General features: G+C 67.5%; 17 protein-coding genes and 1 tRNA gene. 9 read left to right on the top strand and 9 right to left on the bottom strand.

From position 1 onward, the window contains the following. Positions 1-34: 34 nt before the first annotated feature. From K4G53_RS16795 to K4G53_RS16805, 3 genes are read left to right on the top strand one after another with little or no spacing between them, the layout of a single operon-like run. Entirely contained in the window at positions 35-946 is a 912-nt protein-coding gene (locus tag K4G53_RS16795) for a sulfurtransferase (RefSeq protein WP_221386757.1), read from the top strand. After that, positions 943-2,109, top strand: coding sequence for an NAD(P)-dependent alcohol dehydrogenase (locus tag K4G53_RS16800; protein ID WP_260323642.1), 1,167 nt, complete (start codon positions 943-945; stop codon positions 2,107-2,109). The genes K4G53_RS16795 and K4G53_RS16800 overlap by 4 nt, the downstream gene beginning before the upstream one ends. Further along, a complete protein-coding gene (locus tag K4G53_RS16805; RefSeq protein WP_221386758.1) occupies positions 2,106-2,534 on the top strand; it encodes an HIT family protein in 429 nt (142 codons plus the stop codon). The genes K4G53_RS16800 and K4G53_RS16805 overlap by 4 nt, the downstream gene beginning before the upstream one ends. Before the next feature lie 56 nt (positions 2,535-2,590). Here the strand turns inward: K4G53_RS16805 and K4G53_RS16810 are convergent, their stop codons facing one another. From K4G53_RS16810 to K4G53_RS16820, 3 genes are all read right to left on the bottom strand, one after another. Then, the gene (locus K4G53_RS16810) at positions 2,591-3,574 is read right to left on the bottom strand and encodes a beta-ketoacyl-ACP synthase III (RefSeq protein ID WP_221386759.1); all 984 of its coding nucleotides are present in this window, start codon (positions 3,572-3,574) and stop codon (positions 2,591-2,593) included. Between the two features lie 29 nt (positions 3,575-3,603). Further along, entirely contained in the window at positions 3,604-7,563 is a 3,960-nt protein-coding gene (hrpA, locus tag K4G53_RS16815; RefSeq protein WP_221386760.1) for an ATP-dependent RNA helicase HrpA, read from the bottom strand. Between the two features lie 69 nt (positions 7,564-7,632). Beyond that, complete coding sequence (locus K4G53_RS16820) at positions 7,633-7,797, bottom strand: hypothetical protein (protein WP_221386761.1); 165 nt, start codon at positions 7,795-7,797, stop codon at positions 7,633-7,635. 82 nt (positions 7,798-7,879) lie between these two features. Between K4G53_RS16820 and K4G53_RS16825 the strand changes: the two genes are divergently transcribed. After that, complete coding sequence (locus K4G53_RS16825) at positions 7,880-8,848, top strand: GlxA family transcriptional regulator (protein WP_221386762.1); 969 nt, start codon at positions 7,880-7,882, stop codon at positions 8,846-8,848. A 1-nt stretch (position 8,849) separates the two neighbouring features. Here K4G53_RS16825 and K4G53_RS16830 read toward each other — a convergent pair whose 3' ends face one another. Further along, the gene (locus K4G53_RS16830; RefSeq protein ID WP_221386763.1) at positions 8,850-9,182 is read right to left on the bottom strand and encodes a protealysin inhibitor emfourin; all 333 of its coding nucleotides are present in this window, start codon (positions 9,180-9,182) and stop codon (positions 8,850-8,852) included. A gap of 59 nt (positions 9,183-9,241) precedes the next feature. Further along, positions 9,242-10,294 (bottom strand): M4 family metallopeptidase, encoded by a 1,053-nt coding sequence (locus K4G53_RS16835; protein ID WP_221386764.1) that lies wholly within the window; start codon positions 10,292-10,294, stop codon positions 9,242-9,244. A 127-nt stretch (positions 10,295-10,421) separates the two neighbouring features. Between K4G53_RS16835 and K4G53_RS16840 the strand changes: the two genes are divergently transcribed. Continuing rightward, a complete protein-coding gene (locus K4G53_RS16840) occupies positions 10,422-11,372 on the top strand; it encodes a cation diffusion facilitator family transporter (protein WP_221386765.1) in 951 nt (316 codons plus the stop codon). An 86-nt stretch (positions 11,373-11,458) separates the two neighbouring features. On the opposite strand, the gene K4G53_RS16845 is transcribed toward K4G53_RS16840, so the two are convergent. The 4 genes from K4G53_RS16845 to K4G53_RS16860 form a co-directional block, all read right to left on the bottom strand. Then, positions 11,459-11,534 (bottom strand) — tRNA-Arg (locus K4G53_RS16845). A gap of 49 nt (positions 11,535-11,583) precedes the next feature. Continuing rightward, positions 11,584-13,134, bottom strand: a complete 1,551-nt coding sequence (locus K4G53_RS16850; protein ID WP_221386766.1) for an oxidoreductase — start codon at positions 13,132-13,134, stop codon at positions 11,584-11,586. Then, complete coding sequence (locus K4G53_RS16855; RefSeq protein ID WP_221386767.1) at positions 13,131-14,000, bottom strand: FAD:protein FMN transferase; 870 nt, start codon at positions 13,998-14,000, stop codon at positions 13,131-13,133. The genes K4G53_RS16850 and K4G53_RS16855 overlap by 4 nt, the downstream gene beginning before the upstream one ends. 3 nt (positions 14,001-14,003) lie before the next feature. Beyond that, positions 14,004-14,480, bottom strand: a complete 477-nt coding sequence (locus K4G53_RS16860) for an FMN-binding protein (protein ID WP_221386768.1) — start codon at positions 14,478-14,480, stop codon at positions 14,004-14,006. Between the two features lie 185 nt (positions 14,481-14,665). Between K4G53_RS16860 and argS the strand changes: the two genes are divergently transcribed. From argS to thrC, 4 genes are read left to right on the top strand one after another with little or no spacing between them, the layout of a single operon-like run. Beyond that, entirely contained in the window at positions 14,666-16,330 is a 1,665-nt protein-coding gene (gene argS, locus K4G53_RS16865) for an arginine--tRNA ligase (RefSeq protein WP_221386769.1), read from the top strand. A 4-nt stretch (positions 16,331-16,334) separates the two neighbouring features. After that, positions 16,335-17,810 (top strand): diaminopimelate decarboxylase, encoded by a 1,476-nt coding sequence (gene lysA / locus K4G53_RS16870; protein ID WP_221386770.1) that lies wholly within the window; start codon positions 16,335-16,337, stop codon positions 17,808-17,810. Further along, positions 17,811-19,127, top strand: coding sequence for a homoserine dehydrogenase (locus K4G53_RS16875; protein WP_221386771.1), 1,317 nt, complete (start codon positions 17,811-17,813; stop codon positions 19,125-19,127). Beyond that, a complete protein-coding gene (gene thrC / locus K4G53_RS16880; RefSeq protein WP_221386772.1) occupies positions 19,128-20,234 on the top strand; it encodes a threonine synthase in 1,107 nt (368 codons plus the stop codon). It abuts the gene before it with no gap.

Genomic DNA, 20,234 nt, shown 5'->3' on the forward strand with positions numbered 1-20,234 from the left:
GCGCGGTCGCCTGGCCCGCTGCATAAGGAGTCCGATGAATACGCTGATGGACGTTTCCACCCTCCAGGCCCGGCTGGCCGCAGGCCGCCGCACCGTGCTCCTGGACGTGCGGTGGGCGCTCGGTGACCCGCACGGGCACGAACATTACCTTGCAGGACACCTTCCGGGCGCGGTCTTCGTTGACCTGGCCACCGAGCTTTCGGATCCGGCAGTTCCGGACCGGGGGCGGCATCCGTTGCCGTCGCGGGAGAAGTTCCAGGAGTCGGCCCGCCGCTGGGGCATCCGGAACGGCGACGTGGTGGTCGCCTACGATGACACCGGCAACATGGCGGCGGCCCGGCTGTGGTGGATGCTGCGTGACGCTGGCCTCGCCGAGGTCTACCTGCTCGACGGCGGCGTGGCCGCCTTGCGGGCAGCGGGACTCGCGCTCGAGTCGGGTCCAGTCCACCCTGGCGCGGGTGACGTGCAGCTGGGCAGCGGGCACATGCCCGTGGCCGACGCCGGTGCTGCCGCCGCCTGGCCGCAGCACGGCACCTTGCTCGACGCGAGGGCGGGGGAGAGGTACCGGGGCGAGGTTGAGCCCGTCGACCCGCGCGCGGGACACATTCCGGGGGCCATCAGCGCGCCGACAACAGGAAACGTGGACGACGCCGGCAGGTTCCTTCCGCCCGCGGAATTGCGCCGGAGGTTCGAGGCCCTCGGCGTGCAGGATGGCGGCAAGGTCGCCGTCTACTGCGGCTCCGGGGTCACGGCAGCCCATGAGGTGGCAGCACTGGAGATTGCCGGGTTCGCCGCAGCGCTCTATCCGGGATCGTTCTCCGAGTGGTCCAACCGCCCGGGGCTGCCGGTGGCCACCGGCCCGGAACCAGGGGATGGGCCGGAACCCGGGGACGGCGCCGCCCCGGCTGGCAACTTCGCTGGAGGCAAGGGTAGCGTCGCACTATGACTCCAGGACGACCCGTACCGCCACCCCTCGCCAAACCCGTATACCCCGCCCCCGACGGCCCGTCCGCAGGAGCAGGGACGGACGCTGCCGGCGTGTTGGCCGCAGCCCGCGGTGCGGTGTCCAGTGACAGCGGCCTGGTGCCCCTGACCGTTGCACGCCGGGCACCCGCAGCGGACGACGTCGAGATCGCCATCGAATTCTGCGGGCTGTGCCACTCGGACGTGCACGCCACCCGCGGGGAGTGGGGCGGCAAGGTGTACCCACTGGTTCCCGGACACGAGATTGTCGGAACCGTCAGCCGGGTGGGTTCGGCCGTCACTGACTTCGCCGTGGGCGAGCGGGTGGGCGTGGGCTGCATGGTGGACTCCTGCCGCGAGTGCGACAGCTGCCTCGACGGCCTGGAACAGTACTGCGAAAACGGGATGACCGGCACTTACGGTGCGAAGGACCGGCGCCACGGCGGCACCACCCAGGGCGGCTATTCGTCCTCCATAGTGGTGGACCGCCGGTACGTCCTCCGGGTCCCCGAATCGCTGGACCCGGCCGCCGTCGCCCCCCTCCTGTGCGCCGGCATCACCACTTTTTCGCCCTTGCGGCACTTTGATGTGGCGGAAGGCGACGTGGTGGGCGTGGTGGGCCTTGGCGGACTGGGCCACATGGCAGTCAAGCTCGCCAAGGCCATGGGGGCGAAGGTGGTGGTCTTCACCACGTCCGGCCCGAAAGTCGCTGCTGCGCTGGAACTGGGAGCCGACGAAGTGGTGCTCTCCCGCGACGAAGCTGCCATGGCCGCCGCTGACCGCACCATCGACCTGATCATCGACACCGTGGCCGCCCCGCACGACCTGAACCCCTTCTTCCGCACCCTGCGCGTCGATGGGGCGCTGTTCCAGCTCGGGCTCCCGTCCGAGGCAATGCCTCCGGTCAACCCCGGTGCACTGATCCGGCGCAGGATCGCCTACGCCGGGTCGCTGATCGGCGGGATCGCCGAAACCCAGGAGATGCTGGACTTCTGCGCCGAGCATGGCGTGGTGGCCGACATCGAGGTGGTGGGCGCCGGCCAGCTGAATGAGGCCTACGACCGGATGGTTGCAGGCGATGTAAAATACCGGTTCGTGCTGGACACCAGCACCCTGCAGGCACCCGCCGAGGAGGCAGACGCATGAGCACGCTTTTCACCAGGATCCTGAACGGCGAGATTCCCGGCCGGTTCGTGTGGCGCGAGGACGACGTCTCCGCGTTCCTCACCACCGGCCCGCTCGCCGATGGCCACACGCTGGTGGTTCCCACCGAAGAAGTGGACCGCTGGACTGACGCCTCGCCGGAGACCCTCGCCCGGGTCATGGAAGTGGCGCGCCGCATCGGTGCGGTCCAGGTGGACGTTTTCGGTGCCCGGCGCGCCGGCCTCATCGTGGCCGGCTACGAAATCAACCACCTGCACGTGCACGTGTGGCCGTCGCAAAGCATGGCCGACTTCGATTTCGGCTCCGCTGACCAGAACCCGGACCCGGACGTCCTGGACGCCAACGCCGAGAAGCTGCGGGTTGGTCTTCGCGCAGCAGGGTACGGAGAATTCGTTCCGGCTTCGTAACAGGGCTGCGCCCGCCACTGCCCTGTGTCGCTGCCCTGTGGCGGGCGCAGGCAGGATCAGTCCCTCCGCGGGGTCATCGCCACCATGCCGGCATAGGTGAACCCGCCCCCGAAGCCGAACAACAGCGCCGGGACGTCCGCCGGGATCCTCCCGGCGTGCCACCACTTGGAGAGCCCGAGCGGAACGCTCGCCGCGGACGTGTTCCCCGACTCCGTGACGTCGGTAATGACCACACGGTCCGACATGCCCAGGGCGTCCGCCAAGGGTTCGATGATGCGGAGGTTGGCCTGGTGGGCGGCCAGGACCTGGATGTCGTCCAGCGCCAGGCCGGCGCGGGCCACTACCTCGCGGGCGCGGTCCGGTGCCTTGGTAAGGGCCCACCTGAGCACTTCACGGCCGTTCTGGGAAAACCTTCCGGACGGCGGTGAGATCCTGACCGCGTCGGCCATGCCGCCTTCGGACCCCCACACCACCGGTCCAATCCGCGGCGCCTCGGACGGGCGCACGACGGCGGCGCCTGCACCGTCCGCGGTGAGTACCGCCGTCGCGCGGTCCGTCCAGTCGGTGACGGTCGACAGCGTCTCCGCCCCGACGACGATGGCGTGGGTGGCGCTGCCGGTGCGGATGGCCTGGTCGGCGACGCCGAGCGCGTACTCGAAACCCGAGCACGCTGTATTGACATCCATGATGCCCGGGCCACGGCCCTCCCTTCCAAGCCCAAGCGCCTCGGCCACGCGTCCGGCGGTGTTGGGGGAACGCTCGGCGGCTGTCGTCGTCGCCACCACCACGAGATCGATGTCAGAGGCCGGCACGCGCGAATCGGCCAGCGCCATCCGGGCCGCAGGGATCGCCAGGTCCACCACCGTCTCGCCCCCGGCGACGATATTCCGGGTGATGATGCCCGTCCGCTGGCGGATCCACTCATCGCTGGTGTCCATCATGCCTTCGAGTTCATGGTTGTCCATGACCCGGGCGGGCTGGGCATGGCCGAGCCCGGCGATCTCTGTCCCTGCCGGGCCTTGGGCAAGCGTGAGTTTCATGGAATTCCTCTCGTCGGGGCGGACCGCTGTCAGGCGGGGGCCAGTGCCTTGTTGAGCACGGTGCGGATACGTTTCTCTGATACGGAGTAGGCAGTGCCGAGCTCGACGGCGAACAGGCTCACCCGGAGTTCCTCGATCATCCAGCGCACCTGGGTTAATTCGCGTCCGGCACGGCGTCCCGGCGACAGGGCGGAGACGGCATCGTCGTAGTCGTCCTCGAGCCGCTGCACCACCGCCATGCTCAGAGCGTCGCGCTGGACGTTGCCCGGCAGGCGTTCGAGCCGCTTTTCGATCGCCGCCAGGTAGCGGGGCAGCTGGCTGAGCTGGCCGTGACCCGTGCGTGCCACAAAACCCGGATAGACCAGCTGTTCGAGCTGGCTCTTGATGTCGTTCAGCGCACTGATCAGGGCGAGGCTGGTGGTGCCCTTCAACTGCTTTTCGATTCGCCGGGTGCTCGCCAGGATGCGCTCCACCACGGCGGTCACGGTGAAGACGGTGTCGATCAGTTCGGCCCGCACCAGCTCATAGAGCGCGTCGAAAGCCTTGCGGTCCCAGGGCAGGTCCACGGGGGTGAGTTTGTCGATGGCGGCAAGCGCGCAGTCGGCAATCAGCGCCGCCACCGAGCCGTGCGGATTCTGGCTGAAGGTGAGCTTCTCCGTGTTGCTCAGGTGTTCCAGGACGTAACGGTCCGGTGCCGGGACGCGCAGCGCCAGCAGCCGGATGACGCCGCCGCGCATGGCGTCGAGCTGTTCCTCCTGCGACTGGAAGACATGGAGGGACACGGACGTCCCCTGGTCCACCAGCGCCGGATAGCCGGTGACCGTGTGCCCGTTGACCAGGCTGCTGACCTGCCGCTCGATGGTGCCGAACGTCCACTCCGTCAGGCCGTCCCGCTCCACGAACCCGGTGGCGGCGGCCGCCTGGTTGCTGCCGGCCCGCGCCGCTGCCGGGGACGCGGCAAGGTGCGTCCCGCCGGCTTCCCGCTGTACCTTGCCGTTGCGCGCCGCGGTGGATGCCGGGGTGGCGCCGAGCGACTCGGCGATGGCGCGGCGGGTGGCGGGTGCGAGCTGTTCCTGCAGTTCCGCAAGGTCCTTGCCCTCGCCAAGGACCTTGCCCTTGCTGTCCACCACCTTGAAACTCACGCGCAGGTGCGGGGGCACCGCGTCCCAGTTCCAGGAACCGGGGGGAATGATTGCGCCGCGAAGCCGCCGCAGCGCGAGCTCCAGCGAAGGCTCCAGCGCGTCCGTGGCCGGATCGAAGTCCGATTCCAGGACGGCGACCGCTTGCCGGGCGACATCGGGGGCCGGGACGAAGTTCTTCCGTACCTGCTTCGGCAGCGACTTGATCAGGGCGGTCACCAGCTCAACCCGCTGACCGGGAATCAGCCAGCGGAACGGCGCATCCTCCAGCTGGTTAAGGAACAGCACCGGCACTTCGGCAGTGACGCCGTCGGACGGATCCGGCGCCGCGCCCGGCGCCACCGGGTGGAATTCGTAGGTGAGGGGCAGTTCGAAACCCTTGTGCAGCCACGTTTTGGGGTAGGCGGACTCGTCCAGGTCGTCGGCGTCATCGCTCAGGAGCAGCGATTTGTCGAAGTCCAGCAGGTCCGGCTGCTCCCGGCGGGCGTCCTTCCACCATTTGTCGAAGTGGCGTTCAGAGACCACGTCCGGGCCGATACGGGCATCGTAGAACTCGAACAATGTCTCGTCGTCCACCAGAAGGTCGCGGCGGCGCATGCGCGCTTCGAGTTCCTCGACTTCGTTCAGGAGCGCCCTGTTGCGGTGGAAGAACTTGTGGTGGGTGCGCCAGTCGCCTTCCACCAGGGCGTGCCTGATGAACAGCTCGCGTGCAACCACCGGGTCGACCCGGCCGTAGTTGATCCGGCGCTGGGCGATGATCGGGACGCCGTAAAGGGTCACTTTCTCGTAGGCCATGACGGCGCCCTGCCGGGTGGACCAGTGTGGCTCACTGTAGCTGCGCTTGACCAGGTCCGGTGCCACCTGCTCGGCCCACAGCGGATCGAACCTGGCCGCCACCCTGGCCCAGAGCCTGCTGGTTTCCACCAGTTCGGCTGCCATCACGAACGCGGGGGACTTCTTGAACAGCGCCGATCCGGGGAAGATCGCGAAGCGGCTGCCGCGGGCGCCGGCATATTCGCGCTTGCGCTCATCGAGGATGCCGATATGGCTTAGGAGCCCGGAGAGCAGGCTGATGTGGATACCGTCGTGGTTGCCCACGGGGTCCGCCAGCCGCTTGTTGTCCAGGCTGATGCCCAGCGGCCGGGCCAGCTGGCGGAGCTGGGCAAAGAGGTCCTGCCATTCCCGGACCCGCAGGTAGTTGATGAACTCGGCGTGGCACAAGCGGCGGAAGGCCGAGGACGAGAGCTCCTGCTGCTTTTCCTGCAGGTAGTTCCACAGGTTCAGGTAGCCCGTGAAGTCGGAGTTTTCGTCGCGGAAGCGGTTGTGCTTTTCCGCGGCCAGCTGCTGCTTGTCCGTGGGGCGCTCGCGGGGATCCTGGATGGTGAGCGCCGCGGCGAGGATCATGACCTCCCGCACGCAGCCGCGTTTTCCGGCCTCGACGATCATCCGGCCAAGCCGGGGGTCCACCGGCAGTTGGGCGAGTTTCTGCCCGACGGCGGTGAGCCCGCCGCCTTTTCGTCCGTCACCTTCGCCCTTGCCCTGCTTCGGCGCGGCCAAGGCGCCGAGTTCGCGCAGCAGCGTCACGCCGTCGTTAATTGCCCGTGTCTCCGGCGGCTCGACGAACGGGAAGTCCTCCACGTCCTTCGGCCCGCGGGCAACGCCCATGGCGGTCATCTGGAGGATGACGGCGGCCAGGTTGGTCCGCAGGATCTCGGGATCCGTGAACTGGGGGCGGGAGTCGAAATCTTCCTCGGAGTACAGCCGGATGGCGATGCCGTCCGACACGCGGCCGCAGCGTCCCGACCGTTGGTTCGCCGAGGCCTGCGATACCCGTTCGATGGGAAGGCGCTGGACCTTGGTGCGGTGCGAGTACCGGGAAATGCGGGCGGTGCCGGTGTCGATGACGTATTTGATGCCCGGCACTGTCAGTGACGTTTCCGCCACGTTGGTGGCCAGCACGATCCGGCGTTTGTTGCCCGGGTGGAACACCTTGTGCTGTTCCTGCAGGCTCAGGCGTGCGAAGAGGGGGAGCACCTCGGTATTGGCCAGGCGGCGGTTGGCCTGGATGCGTGCCTGCAGCGCCTCCGCGGCGTCACGGATTTCGCGCTCGCCGGAGAAGAACACCAGGATGTCGCCGGGCGCCTCCGTGGCCAGTTCGTCGACGGCGTCGCAGACGGCATCCAGCGGGTCCCGGTCCTCTTCGAGTTCGTCGTCCGAGGATTCGTCCTCGTCCGATTTCGGCTGGGAGAGGGGCCGGTAGCGGATTTCCACGGGGTAGGTCCGGCCCGAGACTTCGATGATGGGGGCGGGATTCTCCGGAGTGCCGAAGTGGTTGGCAAAACGCTCGGGATCGATGGTGGCCGAGGTGATGATGACCTTCAGGTCCGGCCGCTGGGGGAGGATGCGCTTGAGGTAGCCCAGGATGAAGTCGATGTTGAGGCTGCGTTCATGGGCTTCGTCGATGATGATCGCGTTGTACTTGCGCAGCAGCTTGTCGCGCTGGATCTCGGCCAGCAGGATACCGTCGGTCATGAGCTTGACCTTGGTCGCCTTGCTGACCTCACCGGTGAAGCGGACCTGGAAGCCCACTTCCTGGCCGATTTCCACCCCGAGTTCCTCGGCGATGCGCTCGGCCACGGTTCGTGCCGCCAGGCGCCGCGGCTGGGTGTGGCCGATCAGTCCGTTGTCCCCAAGGCCCAGTTCCAGGCACATCTTGGGGATCTGCGTGGTCTTTCCGGAGCCGGTCTCGCCGGCGATGATGGTCACCTGGTTGGCGGCGATCGCTGCCATCAGATCGTCGCGGCGCTCGGATACCGGCAGCTCGGCGGGATAGGAAATATGAAAAGTCATGGCTGCAGACAGTCTACTGCGGCAAGGGAAGGCCTTTCCGTTTCGACTGCCTGCGGCGCTGTGGGTTGCCTAGAAAATGCGGAGGGTGTAGCTGGAACTCGGCGGATCCAGCGCGGACCAGCCCTCGTAGGGGGCGGCAGGGGGCCTGTGTCCCCGGCTGTCACGGAGGAGGGCCGCTGCGGTGGCTGCGGCGAGGAAGAGGACGATGACAATGATGGTTGCGAGGATCTCCATGCCCTTAATGCTTCTCCTGGAAGCGGCGCCCCAACAGTGGCAGGAATGACCAAAAAGCATTAATTCCTGCCATACTTTAAGCATGCTTAAGACCGTGGCTGTGATCGTGGTTCCAAACTTTTCGATGTTCGAGTTCGGCACGGCGTTCGAGGTGTTCGGGATCGACCGGTCCGGGCGGGGCACGGGAGTGCCGGCTTTCGATTTCCGCGTGTGCACCCCCTCGCCCGGCGACGTCCGGCTCGAGTCAGGGTTGTCGATGAATGTTGGCCTGGGCCTTGAAGCCACCGAAGACGCCGACCTGGTCATCATGGGTCCGTATGGTTCGGACCAGGAGTTGCCCGACTCCGTCCTTGAGGCCCTGCGGGCCGCGGACGCCAGGGGCGCGTGGGTCATGTCGATTTGCTCTGGAGCTTTCGGCCTGGCCCGCGCCGGCCTGCTTGATGGCCGCCGGTGCACCACCCACTGGCGCTCCTGCGCGGAACTTGCGGCAAGGTACCCGTCAGCCCGCGTCGATGAGAACGTGCTGTACGTCCAGGATGGCAATATCATCTCCTCGGCCGGGACCGCTGCGGGTATCGACGCCTGCCTGCACCTCGTCCGGGTCGAACTTGGCGCCCGGGCGGCAACGGCCATTGCACGGGACATGGTGGTTCCTCCGCACCGGGACGGTGGCCAGGCCCAGTTCATTGAGCGGCCCATCCCCGCGTGCGGCTCCGCGCCCATCGAAGCGCTGTTGCGGTGGATGGTCGGGAACCTGGACCGTGAGCACACCGTCGACGACCTCGCCGGGCGCGTGCACATGTCCGCCAGGACGTTCGCGCGGAAGTTCAGGTCGGAAACCGGGGCGACGCCGGCTGCCTGGCTCAACTCCCAGCGCGTGCTGCGCGCTCAGGAACTGTTGGAATCAACCGACCTGGGTATCGACGAAGTAGCCAGGGAATCGGGTTTCGGGAACCCCGTCCTGCTGCGGCATCACTTCGCCAAGGTTCTGGGCACCAGCCCGCAGTCCTACCGGCGGGCCTTTCGCGGGCAGTTGGCCGGCGTTGGCTAGGCTACTGGTCCGCTGATCCGTCGCCCTGTGACACCGCCCCGTCCTGCTCTGCCGCTGCCCGTGCGGTGTCCACCAGGATCCGCCAGGGGCCGGTGAGAGCCTGCTCCGGCAAGGCTGCCCGGCGCTGCCCGGCACTGATGGAGTAGAAGAAACGGTCCGGCTGTGGGGACTCGAAGGCCGCGGCGGCCGCCCGTTGGGTCCTCGGAACCGCATCCCAGGGGCAAGCCTCGACGATGGGCTGCCACTGGTTGAGGTCCGTGTCCGTCCGGGCCTCCACGGTCCATATCCGTGTGGCCGCCGCGATCCCCCCGGTACGCTCCACCTTGATTTTCATGGCCTGGTCCCCGGGCTTCCGTGGAGCCAGGCTGCCGGTTTCCGGCAGCCTGGCTGTGGCTAAACCTTGACCTTCACAGTCTCCCACGCCTGCCGCACGGCGTCATGCTCTGCCGATCCTGCACCATAAAGCTCTGTGGCTGCCCGCGCCGTGGCCCGTGCAAAGACGGTGAACGTTGCCGCCGGTGGCAGCGAACCGCCGGTCAGGGCCTCGTACCAGATGCGGCCGGGACAGTCCCAGGCGTAGCCGCCCAGGGCTTCGGCCACCAGGTAGAAGGCCCGGTTGGGGATGCCGGAGTTGATGTGGACCCCGCCGTTGTCCGCGCCGGTTCGCACATAGGAGTCCATGGAGTCCGGCTGCGGGTCCTTGCCCAGCACGTCGTCGTCGTACGCGGTTCCCGGTTCCTTCATGGAGCGCAGGGCGCGCCCCTGCACCTGAGGGGTGAAGAGGCCTTCGCCGATCAGCCAGCTGGCCTCGGACGTGGCCTGGTTCTTCACGTACTGCTCCACGAGTGCGCCGAAGACATCGGACATGGATTCGTTCAGGGCGCCGGCCTGGTTCCGGTAGGCCAGACCCGCGGAAAACTGCGTGACGCCGTGGGCAAGTTCGTGCCCGATCACGCTCACGGACTTGGTGAAGCGTTCGAACACTTCGCCGTCTCCATCGCCGAACACCATCTGGCTGCCGTTCCAAAAAGCATTGTCGTAAGACCTGCCGAAATGCACCGTGGCGTTGAGGTGCAGCCCGAGCCCGTCGATGGAGTCACGGCCGAAGGCATCGGCATAGAGCCGGTGCGTGTGGCCGAGCCCGTCGTACGCTTCATCGGTGGCTTCATCCTGCGTTGCCGGGCCACCCTCCTCCCGGGCCAGCTCACCCGGGAGCGTTTCAGTGCTGCGGGCGTCGTAGATGGTGCGGTTCACCGGCCCCGGCTTCCTCGGAAGCATGCCGGGCGGGATGGCGGGAACCGGCCGGGCGCGGGCCACGTGGAAGGATTCGACGTGGCCCAGGGCCTTTCGGGCGGCGGCAGCGGCGGACGAGAACCCCGGTGAGTCCTGCCGTGCCAGGCGCCGCAGCAGGTACGGCGGAACGATGGAACAAAATGGAGCGTGCATGGCGTAACCCCCTCAGCTAGGTGGTGCCAGCCTATGAGGGGGCACCGACAATCAACGGCAGGCCGCCTGCATAAACTCAGCAGCCTTCCGCCCGCCTGCCGGCGGCCCACGTGGGTACGGTAGGCCCATGGCACAGACCCAGAAGCGGAACAAAGCCGGTTCCACCCTGCTGACCGTCATCATCGCCTTCCTGGCGAATTTCCTCGTTGCAGCAGCTAAGTCGGTGGCCGCGGTCCTTTCCGGGTCGGCTTCCATGGCCGCGGAGGCAGCGCACTCCTGGGCGGACACCGGAAACCAGGTGTTCCTGTTCCTCGCCGAGCGGCGGTCGGCCCGTCCGCGGGACGAGGCACACCCCATGGGGTACGGCCGCGAGGCCTATGTATGGTCGATGTTCGCCGCCTTCGGGCTCTTCACGGCGGGCGCGGTGGTGTCCATCATGCACGGCATCCAGGAGATCATTTCGCCGGAGGCGGCCGCCGACTTCACGGTGGCGTACGTGGTGCTCGGCGTAGCGTTCGTCTTCGAGGGCATCTCTTTCGTCCAGGCCTTCCGGCAGACCCGGAAGGCGGCGCGCGAGCTGGAACGGCACACTTTGGAACAGGTACTGATCAGTTCGGACCCCACGTTGCGTGCCGTGTTCGCAGAGGACTCGGCCGCGCTGATTGGACTGGTGGTGGCCTTCGTTGGGGTCTTCCTGCACCAGGTCACCGGTTCGCCGCTGCCGGATGCCGTGGGCTCGATCGTCGTGGGCGTGCTCCTGGCCGTCGTCGCCGTCGTCCTCATCGACCGCAACCGGCGCTTCCTGGTGGGTCAGGGCGTCACCCCCGACATCGAGCGCTCCATGGCGCAGCGGCTGCTGGAGCACCGGGAGATCGCCCGGCTCACCTACCTGCACCTGGAGTTCGTGGGTCCGCGCCGGCTGTACCTCGTTGCCGCGGTCGACCTGGAGGGGGACCACCCGGAGCACGAAGTGGCCCGGACCCTGCGCCGGATCGAGCGGGACCTGGAGGACCACGCCACCGTGGAGGAAGCCGTGTTGACCCTGGCGACGATGGATGAGGCCACGCTGCGCTTTTAGTTGCGCCGTTTCCGGCGGCGTTCGACGGCGGTGCTGCCGCGGCAGCAAACGAAAACCCCCGCCGTTTGAACGGCGGGGGTTTCAGGTGGTGCCCTCGGTAGGATTCGAACCTACGGCCTTCTGCTCCGGAGGCAGACGCTCTATCCCCTGAGCTACGAGGGCAATCCGGATATCCTGCCGTTGCCGGCGGGACGTCCTAGAGCTTAGCACCTCAGTAACCAGAGAACGAATCGACATGCACCCGCCGCGCACCGGCGCTTTTGGCGGCCCGGCGGAGCGAGGCGGCGCTGGCCGGCGACCCCGAAACGTAGACCTCGCGACCGGCGATATCGGGGACAAGGGCCAGCAGCGCATCCCCGTCCAGCCTGCTGCCCGCGTTCCCGCTGCGGCCGCCCGCAGCAGCCAGGCCGGCAGGAGGCTCCGAACCGTCGGCCAGCTGCACCAGCACCCGGATGCCGGACCCGCGGAGCTCCTCAGCGTAGGCAATTTCATCCGCGCTCCTGGCGAGGTACAGCAGTACGGCGTCCCGCTGCTGCAGGCCCCCCGATGACAAGTGTGAGACAAAGGGAGTAATGCCGATTCCGGCGGCGATGAGCAGCACGGGCTGCTGCGGGTCGCGGGGGAGGACAAAGTCCCCGCCCACCGAGGTGGCCATCACCTCATCGCCGGGCTGCAATGCCAGGAGGGCCTTCTTGGCGTGGGACAACGGCCCGGCTGTCCGCACGCCAAACTTCACCGCACGTTCCTGCGGGGAACCTGCAAGGCTGAACACCCGGCGTCGGCCTTTTCCGTCGGATCCGGTGTGCGGAAGGTCCAGCTCCATGTACTGGCCCGGCAGGAAGCGCACCGGACGCGAGGGCCTGAAGGAGAACTCTGCGGTGCTTGGCGTCAGCGGACGGACGCCCGTGAACTGCAGCTTTACGCTGCCCCGTTGGCCCGCAATGAAGGCGAGGAGGTTGCCGAGCAGCAGGGCAGCCTCCGGCGAATTGGCAAGGAAGCCCAGGTTGTAGGGGACGGCGAAGACCACCCCGACCGCGGCGGCCAGTGCCAGCTGCTGCCAGCGGCGGGGAGGCAGGGTCAGGGGCTCGGTGAGCATGAACCCCACGAAGAACAGCACGGGGCGCTGGGCCAGTGCCTGCCACAGACCCGTCCCGGCTGACATGCCGGAGCGCATCAGCTCCGCGGTGATGATGGACGTGGCAACCAGGATGAACACCAGGCCCATGGGGAACTTGCGCGTCCGGTAGAGCACCAGTGCAACGCCCGGAACCAGCACCCACAGCATGGCAGGCGTTGCGGCCCACCACGTTGCGATGTTGAGCCCGGTGAGTCCGGTGACGAAGGCTCCGGCGGCAGCCGGGTTGAAGATGTGCCGCCCGCGCCAGGCCAGGGCGTATTTCGACGCCGATGCCAGCACGCAGGCCAGCGCCACGCCGGCCAGATCCATTGGCTGCAGGGACGGCCAGAACAGGAAATACAGCAGCAGCCCGGTGATCAGGGAGGACTCCGAATGCGGGTTCACCCGGAAGAGCGCCGCCAGCGCACGGTTGGAGGCGTAGGTCAGGCCCAGGCACAGCACCAGGTGCGCCAGCATTTCCGGAACGCCAAAGGTCAGCCAGCCCAGCACGTTGAGCAGCAGGCTGTACGCGGCGAGGGCAGCGAGGACCAGCAGGATGAGCCGGTACATCGTGTACCGGTTAACGGCGCCGGCCATGCGCCCGGCCAGGGACGCAGCGGCAGCCGGGGTTTCCACGGGGGTCATGAGAACAGTGTCCCTTCAAATCCGGGCGAATAGGCGGCGCTGCCGTCTGAGAATACGGTCAGCCAGGAGAAATCGAACACTTCGTCAAGCACTGCGCCGGGGACGAAGAACAGTGCGGTGGCGAGGGCATCGGCCACCATGGCGGAGTCCGCAAGCGTCCAGGTGGCGACGGCGGTCCGGACCGGCTGCCCGGTAGTCCCGTCGAGGACGTGGTGCAGTCCGTCCCCCCAGGCGCGCCGGTTGGCGGCAGAAGCGCAAAGGGACCGGTCCGCCAGGTCAACGATTCCGATGGCCTGGGCAGGGTTGTACGGATGCTCGAGGCCGATCCGGACGCCCTCCGTTCCCCGCGCCAAAAGGTCTCCGCTGCCGTCAACCACGAAGTTCTCCACCCCGGCGGCGGCGAGTTCGGCGGCCAGCAGGTCAACCAGCAGGCCCTTGCCCGCGGCGCCGATGTCCAGCACCACCGGGGCGACCGCGGTAACGGTGGTTCCCTCCCACGCCAGGACCGATTCCCAGGCAGGGGCCGGAAGCGGAGGCCCGGCGGGTTCCAGGGCATAGTCGGCACCGTATCCCAGGCGTTCCAGGCTGCCGCCGATGAGGGGCGTCATGGCGCCGGCGCTAACGCGGTACAGCGTTGAGTACAGGTCGCCGAGGGCGGCGGCCTCCGCCGGGAAACTGTAGCTGCCGGGTTCCCGCGCCATTGACGCCACCAGGGAGTCGGGCCGGAAGCGGGACCACGCGGCGTCGAACCTTTCAACCCTGTCCAGCAGCCGCGCCCGCAGGGACGGCGGCAGAGGCAGGGCAGTGGAGATGACCCAGTGGGTCCCGATCCCCGTAAACGCAAAGTCCTCCTGGCCGGCGGACACGCCTTACTGCGCCTCCGCCTTGATCTTCTCCAGCGCCTGGTTGAACCCGCCGCTGGTCAGCGACGAGCCGGCTACCTTGGACACCTTGAGTTCGTCGATGTTCCTGCCCACCACCTGCGCTGCGATGCCGCCCGCAAATTCGCCCTGGAACTTGCGGGTGTTCGGGTTGGACGGATGCTGGGTGATCCGGACGTCCGTGACCTTGCCTGCCGCGAGCGTCAGCTGCACGCCCACGGTCTCCGTGCCGTTGGGCGAAACGTAGTTTCCGTCCGCGCTGTAGGTCCCGTCCCTGTACTGGGCCCCGCTGCCCGCCAGCGCGGACGTCCCGCCCGAGGGGGCGGCAGGAGTGGTTTCGGCGGCGGTGGGTGCGCAGCCGGCCACGGTTCCTGCCAGGGACAGGCCGGCAATCCCAACAAAGACGCTTTTGCCCACTGCGCTTGCAGCTGCTGTTGCGCCCTTGTTGGCTGTGCTTTTCGGCATGGAGGGTCTCATCAAGGCTCCCGTTTCGTTCATCGGTTACGTCCCGCGCCTGTGGCTACGGTCTTGTCAACGCCGGAGGGGCGCGATTGGTTCACCCGGTGCCACGCTTCACAGGCTAAAGCACCGGCAGGCAGCGGCCGGGCCCAAAATTCTTTGCTGTCACCGGCCCCCGGTAGTCTAGAGGGGTGACTCCCGAAGAACTTTCCCTCGCCATATCCGCCTGCCTCAAGGACGCCGTCGCCGCCGGCGAGATTGCCCTTGCGGCATCAGCAGTTCCCGAGGACGTGCGCGTGGAGCGACCCAAGAACCGGGACCACGGCGACTGGGCCACCAACATTGCCCTGCAGCTGGCGAAGCAGGCCGGCACCAACCCGCGCGAATTCGCGAACGTGCTCAGCGCCCGGCTGAAGTCGATCAACGGCGTCTCCGCAGTGGACATTGCCGGCCCCGGCTTCCTGAACATCACCGTGGACGCCGCCGTGGCCGGTGCCCTGGCCAAGACCATTGTGGAGGCCGGCAAGGAGTACGGGACCAACGCCGCGCTCGCCGGACGAACCGTCAACATGGAGTTCGTGTCCGCCAACCCCACGGGGCCGCTCCACATCGGGCATACCCGGTGGGCCGCCCTGGGCGATTCCATTGCCCGGGTGCTGCGCGCCTCCGGCGCGGACGTGACAGCCGAGTACTACATCAATGACGCCGGCTCGCAGATGAACACCTTCGCCACGTCCGTCTACTCCCGCCTCCACGGCCTTCCCGTGCCCGACGGCGGCTACCCGGGGCAGTACATTTCCGACCTTGGCCACGAGGTCCTCACCGCCCACCCGGACATCCGCGAACTCACCGAAGTTGCCGCGCTGCCGGTAATTCGCACCGCCGCCTACGAGGCGCAGATGAAGGACATCAAGGCCACCCTGGCGGACTTCGGCGTCGAATTCGACGTTTTCTTCTCCGAGCAGGAACTGCACGACGCCGGCGCGATCGAAAGTGCCGTAGCGCGCCTTCGCGAGCAGGGCCACGTGTTCGACGACGGCGGCGCAGTCTGGCTGCGGACCACGGACTTCGGCGACGACAAGGACCGCGTGCTGATCCGCGCCAACGGCGAGCCGACCTACTTCGCCGCAGATGCCGCCTACTACCTGTCCAAGAAGGACCGCGGCTTCACCGAAAAGATCTACCTCCTGGGCGCCGACCACCACGGGTACATCAACCGGCTCAAGGCCATCGCGGCCGCCGCCGGCGACGACCCCGAGGTCAACATCGAAGTCCTTATCGGCCAGCTGGTGTCCGTCAACGGTGCCAAGCTGTCCAAGCGGGCCGGCAATATCATCGAGCTCAAGGACCTGATCGACTGGCTCGGCAAGGACGCAGTGCGCTACTCGCTGGCGCGCTTCCCCGCGGACTCGCCGTTGACGCTGGACCCGGAGCTGCTCAAGAAGCACAGCAACGAGAACCCCGTGTTCTACGTGCAGTACGCCCATGCCCGCTCCCGGGGAGCAGCACGCAACGCTGTAGCTGCAGGTGTCGAGCGCCATGTGGACGGCCAGGAGAGCTTCGACGCCTCGCTGCTGGACCACGCCACGGAGAACGAGCTTCTGTCCTACCTCGGCAGCTACCCGTCGGTCATTGCCAAGGCCGCGGAACTGCGCGAACCGCACCGCGTGGCCCGCCACCTCGAAACCATCGCCGGTGCGTACCACCGCTGGTACGACGCCTGCCGGATTGCTCCCATGGGCGACGAAGCCGTGACAGACCTCAACCGCACCCGGCTATGGCTCAACGATGCCACCAGCCAGGTGCTGGCCAACGGCCTGGACCTGCTGGGCGTTTCCGCGCCGGAACGGATGTAAGCACATGTCAGTAGCTTCGAACACTGCTGCGTCCCCGCTTGCCCCGGAATGGCTGCAGGTCCCGGCCGACCTCAATGCACTGCATGAACCCCTGTGGGCCGGCAGCGTGGTCCGTAACGACGCCGGCGTCCTCACCGTGGGGGGAGTGGACGTCCAGGAACTCAGGGCGCAGTTCGGCACGCCCCTGTTCGTCATGGACGAGTCCGACTTCCGCGCCCGGGCCCGCGCCTTCAAGGACTCTTTCGATGCCGCCTTCGCCGACATCTGCGGCGGCGTGGACGTCTACTACGCCGGCAAATCCTTCCTGTGCACTGCCGTGGTGAAGTGGGTGGAGGAGGAAGGGCTGCGCCTGGACACTGCCTCCGGCGGCGAACTGGCTGTCGCGGCCCGCGCCGGGATCCCGGGGGAGCGGGTGGCGCTGCACGGCAACAACAAATCCGACGCCGAAATCAACCGTGCGCTGGACATGAAGCTTGGCCGCATCGTGGTGGACAGCCTGGCGGAGCTGGAACGCGTCGGTGCAATCGCTGAGGGCCGCGGGGAACGGGCGAAGGTCATGCTGCGGCTCACCCCCGGTGTGCACGCGCACACCCATGAGTTCATCGCCACCGCCCACGAGGACCAGAAGTTCGGCCTCTCCATGGCAGCCGACACCACCGACGTCGCCGGCGTCTCTGCTGCCGAGGAAGCAGTGGCCGCCGCCTCGGTCCACTCCGGCATCGAGCTGCTCGGCCTGCACTGCCACATCGGGTCGCAGATCTTCGAGCCGGACGGCTTCGCGCTGGCCGCCGAAAAGCTGCTGCGGTTCCTGGCAGCCATGCAGGACAAGTACTCCATCACCATGCCCGAGCTGGACCTCGGCGGCGGGTACGGGATTGCCTACACCCCGGTGGACACCCCCCGCCCCGCGGCTGAAATCGCGACGGCGATGGCCGCCGTCGTGCGTTCCACCTGCGCCGAGCTGGGCATTGCCGCGCCCCGCATCTCCATCGAGCCCGGACGCGCGATCGTGGGCAGCACCACCTTCACCCTGTATGAGGTGGGCACGCTCAAGACCGTCCGCGTCGACGCCCCGGCAGCTTCCGGCGACCGTGACGGGGGCAACAACGTTACGTATCCGCGCCGCTATGTTTCGGTGGACGGCGGCATGAGCGACAACGCCCGGCCGGTGCTGTACGACGCGGATTACTCCGCGATTCTTGCGTCCCGCACGTCGGCGGCGGCCCCGCAGCTGTCCCGCGTGGTGGGCAAACATTGCGAGAGCGGCGACATAGTTGTTAGAGATGTATATCTGCCCGAGGACGTGGCAGCCGGTGATCTGCTTGCTGTACCGGGAACCGGCGCCTACTGCTGGGCCCTCTCGAGCAACTACAACTATCTGGCCCGGCCGGGCGTTGTCGCGGTGCGCGACGGATCTGCCCGGCTGATTGTCCGCGGGGAAACCGAAGAAGATCTGCTGAACCGCGACATGGGAGCCTGAATGACGGAAATGCGAACCCTGAAAGTAGCCCTGCTGGGCTGTGGCAACGTTGGGGCCCAGGTTGCGCGGATTCTCATTGAGGATGCCGACGCCCTTGCCGCCCGCACCGGTGCCCGCCTGCAGCTGAGCGGGATTGCGGTGCGCAACGTCAACGCAGACCGGGAGGTGGAACTTCCCCAGGAACTCTTCACCACCGACGCCGAAACCCTGGTCAAGGACGCCGACCTGGTGATCGAGCTGATGGGCGGCATCGAGCCCGCCCGCACCCTGATCCTTTCCGCGCTGCGCAACGGCGCCTGCGTGGTCACCGGCAACAAGGCCCTGCTGGCCCAGGACGGCCCCACCCTGTACGAAGAGGCAGACAAAGCCGGCGTCCAGCTCTCCTATGAGGCCGCCGTGGCCGGTGCCATCCCGATCCTGCGCCCCATCCGGGACAGCCTCTCCGGCGACCGGATCACCCGGGTGCTGGGCATTGTCAACGGCACCACCAACTTCATCCTGGACCAGATGGACACCACCGGCGCCCAGTTCGCCGATGCCCTCGCCGAAGCCCAGCGCCTTGGCTACGCGGAAGCGGACCCCACGGCAGACGTTGAAGGCCACGACGCCGCCGCGAAGGCCGCCATCCTCGCCTCGCTGTCCTTCCACACCCGGTTCGGGCTGGAGAATGTCCACTGCGAAGGCATCACGTCCGTCACCGCCTCGGACATCGCGGCAGCAAAGGACGCAGGCTTCGTCATCAAGCTGCTGGCCATCGCCGAAAAACTGGTTGATGAGGAGGGCAGGGAAGGCGTGTCCGTCCGCGTCCACCCCACCCTCCTGCCGAGGGAGCACCCGCTGGCCGCCGTCCACGGCGCCTTCAACGCCGTCTTCATCGAGGCCGAAAACGCCGGCGAACTCATGTTCTACGGCCAGGGCGCCGGCGGAACCCCCACGGCTTCCGCCGTCCTGGGCGACCTCGTCTCCGCTGCCCGCCGCCTGGTCCTGGGCGGCCCCGGACGCACCGAGACCACCACCGGCCACGTCCCCGCCCTGCCCATTGACGCGGCCACCACCAGCTACTACATCGGCCTTGACGTCGCAGACCAGCCCGGCGTGCTCGCGAAGATCGCCCAGCTCTTCGCCGAACACGGCGTCTCCATCGAGATTATGCGGCAGACCATCCACCGCGACGCGGAATCCAACGTGGAGAGCGCCGAGCTGCGGATCGTCACCCACCGTGCGTCAGAGGCTGCCCTCGCAGCCACCGTCGAGGCCGTGAAGGGCCTGGACGTCATCAATTCAGTTACATCCGTTCTGCGGGTAGAAGGAGTCTAAGTGGCTCACCAATGGCGCGGCGTCATCCGCGAATACGCTGACCGTTTGCCCGTGACGGAATCCACCAGGGTCATCACCCTGGGGGAGGGCGGCACCCCGCTGGTGCACGCACAGAAGCTTTCCGCGCTCACCGGCTCGGAGGTCTACCTCAAGGTCGAGGGCATGAACCCCACCGGGTCCTTCAAGGACCGGGGCATGACCATGGCCATGACGGCCGCGGTGGCCTCCGGGGCGAAGGCCGTGGTTTGCGCCTCCACCGGAAACACTTCCGCCTCCGCCGCCGCCTACGCAACCGCTGCCGGCCTCAAGTGCGCCGTCCTGGTACCCGAAGGCAAAATCTCCATGGGCAAGCTCAGCCAGGCCATCGCCCACGGTGCCACCCTGCTGCAGGTTGACGGCAACTTCGACAACTGCCTGGACATCGCCCGCAAGCTGGGTGAGTCCTACCCGGTGTTCCTGGTCAACTCGGTCAACCCCGCGCGCATCCAGGGCCAAAAGACCGGTGCCTTCGAAGTGGTTGACGCCCTGGGCGACGCCCCGGACATCCACGTCCTGCCCGTGGGTAATGCCGGCAACATCACGGCGTACTGGAAGGGTTACAAGGAGTACTCCGCACCCTTCGAATCGGAAACCGCAGGCACCCTCGCCGCCGTGTCCACCAAGACCCCCGCCATGTGGGGTTTCCAGGCCGCCGGGGCTGCGCCTTTCGTCGCCGGCCACCCGATCACGGAACCGGACACCATCGCCACCGCCATCCGCATCGGCAACCCTGCCTCCTGGGACGGCGCCGTGGGCGCGCGTGACGAGTCCGGCGGACTCATCGACGCCGTCACGGACGAGGAAATCCTGAACGCCCACCGCTGGCTGTCCGCCAAGGAAGGCGTCTTCGTGGAACCCGGATCCGCGGCAGGTGTGGCCGGCCTGCTCAAGAAGCACGCCGCAGGCGAGGTCCCCAGCGGAAGGACGATCGTCATCACCGTCACCGGGCACGGACTCAAGGACCCCCAGTGGGCCCTGCGCACCGAAGACGGCAGCGACGTCCAGCCGGTCAAGGTCCCCAACGACGTCGTCACCGTGGCAGCCGAACTGGGACTGGAAGAAAAATAG

The organism is Arthrobacter sp. MAHUQ-56, from assembly GCF_019710585.1.
In the GTDB taxonomy this organism is placed as follows: Bacteria; Actinomycetota; Actinomycetes; order Actinomycetales; family Micrococcaceae; genus Arthrobacter.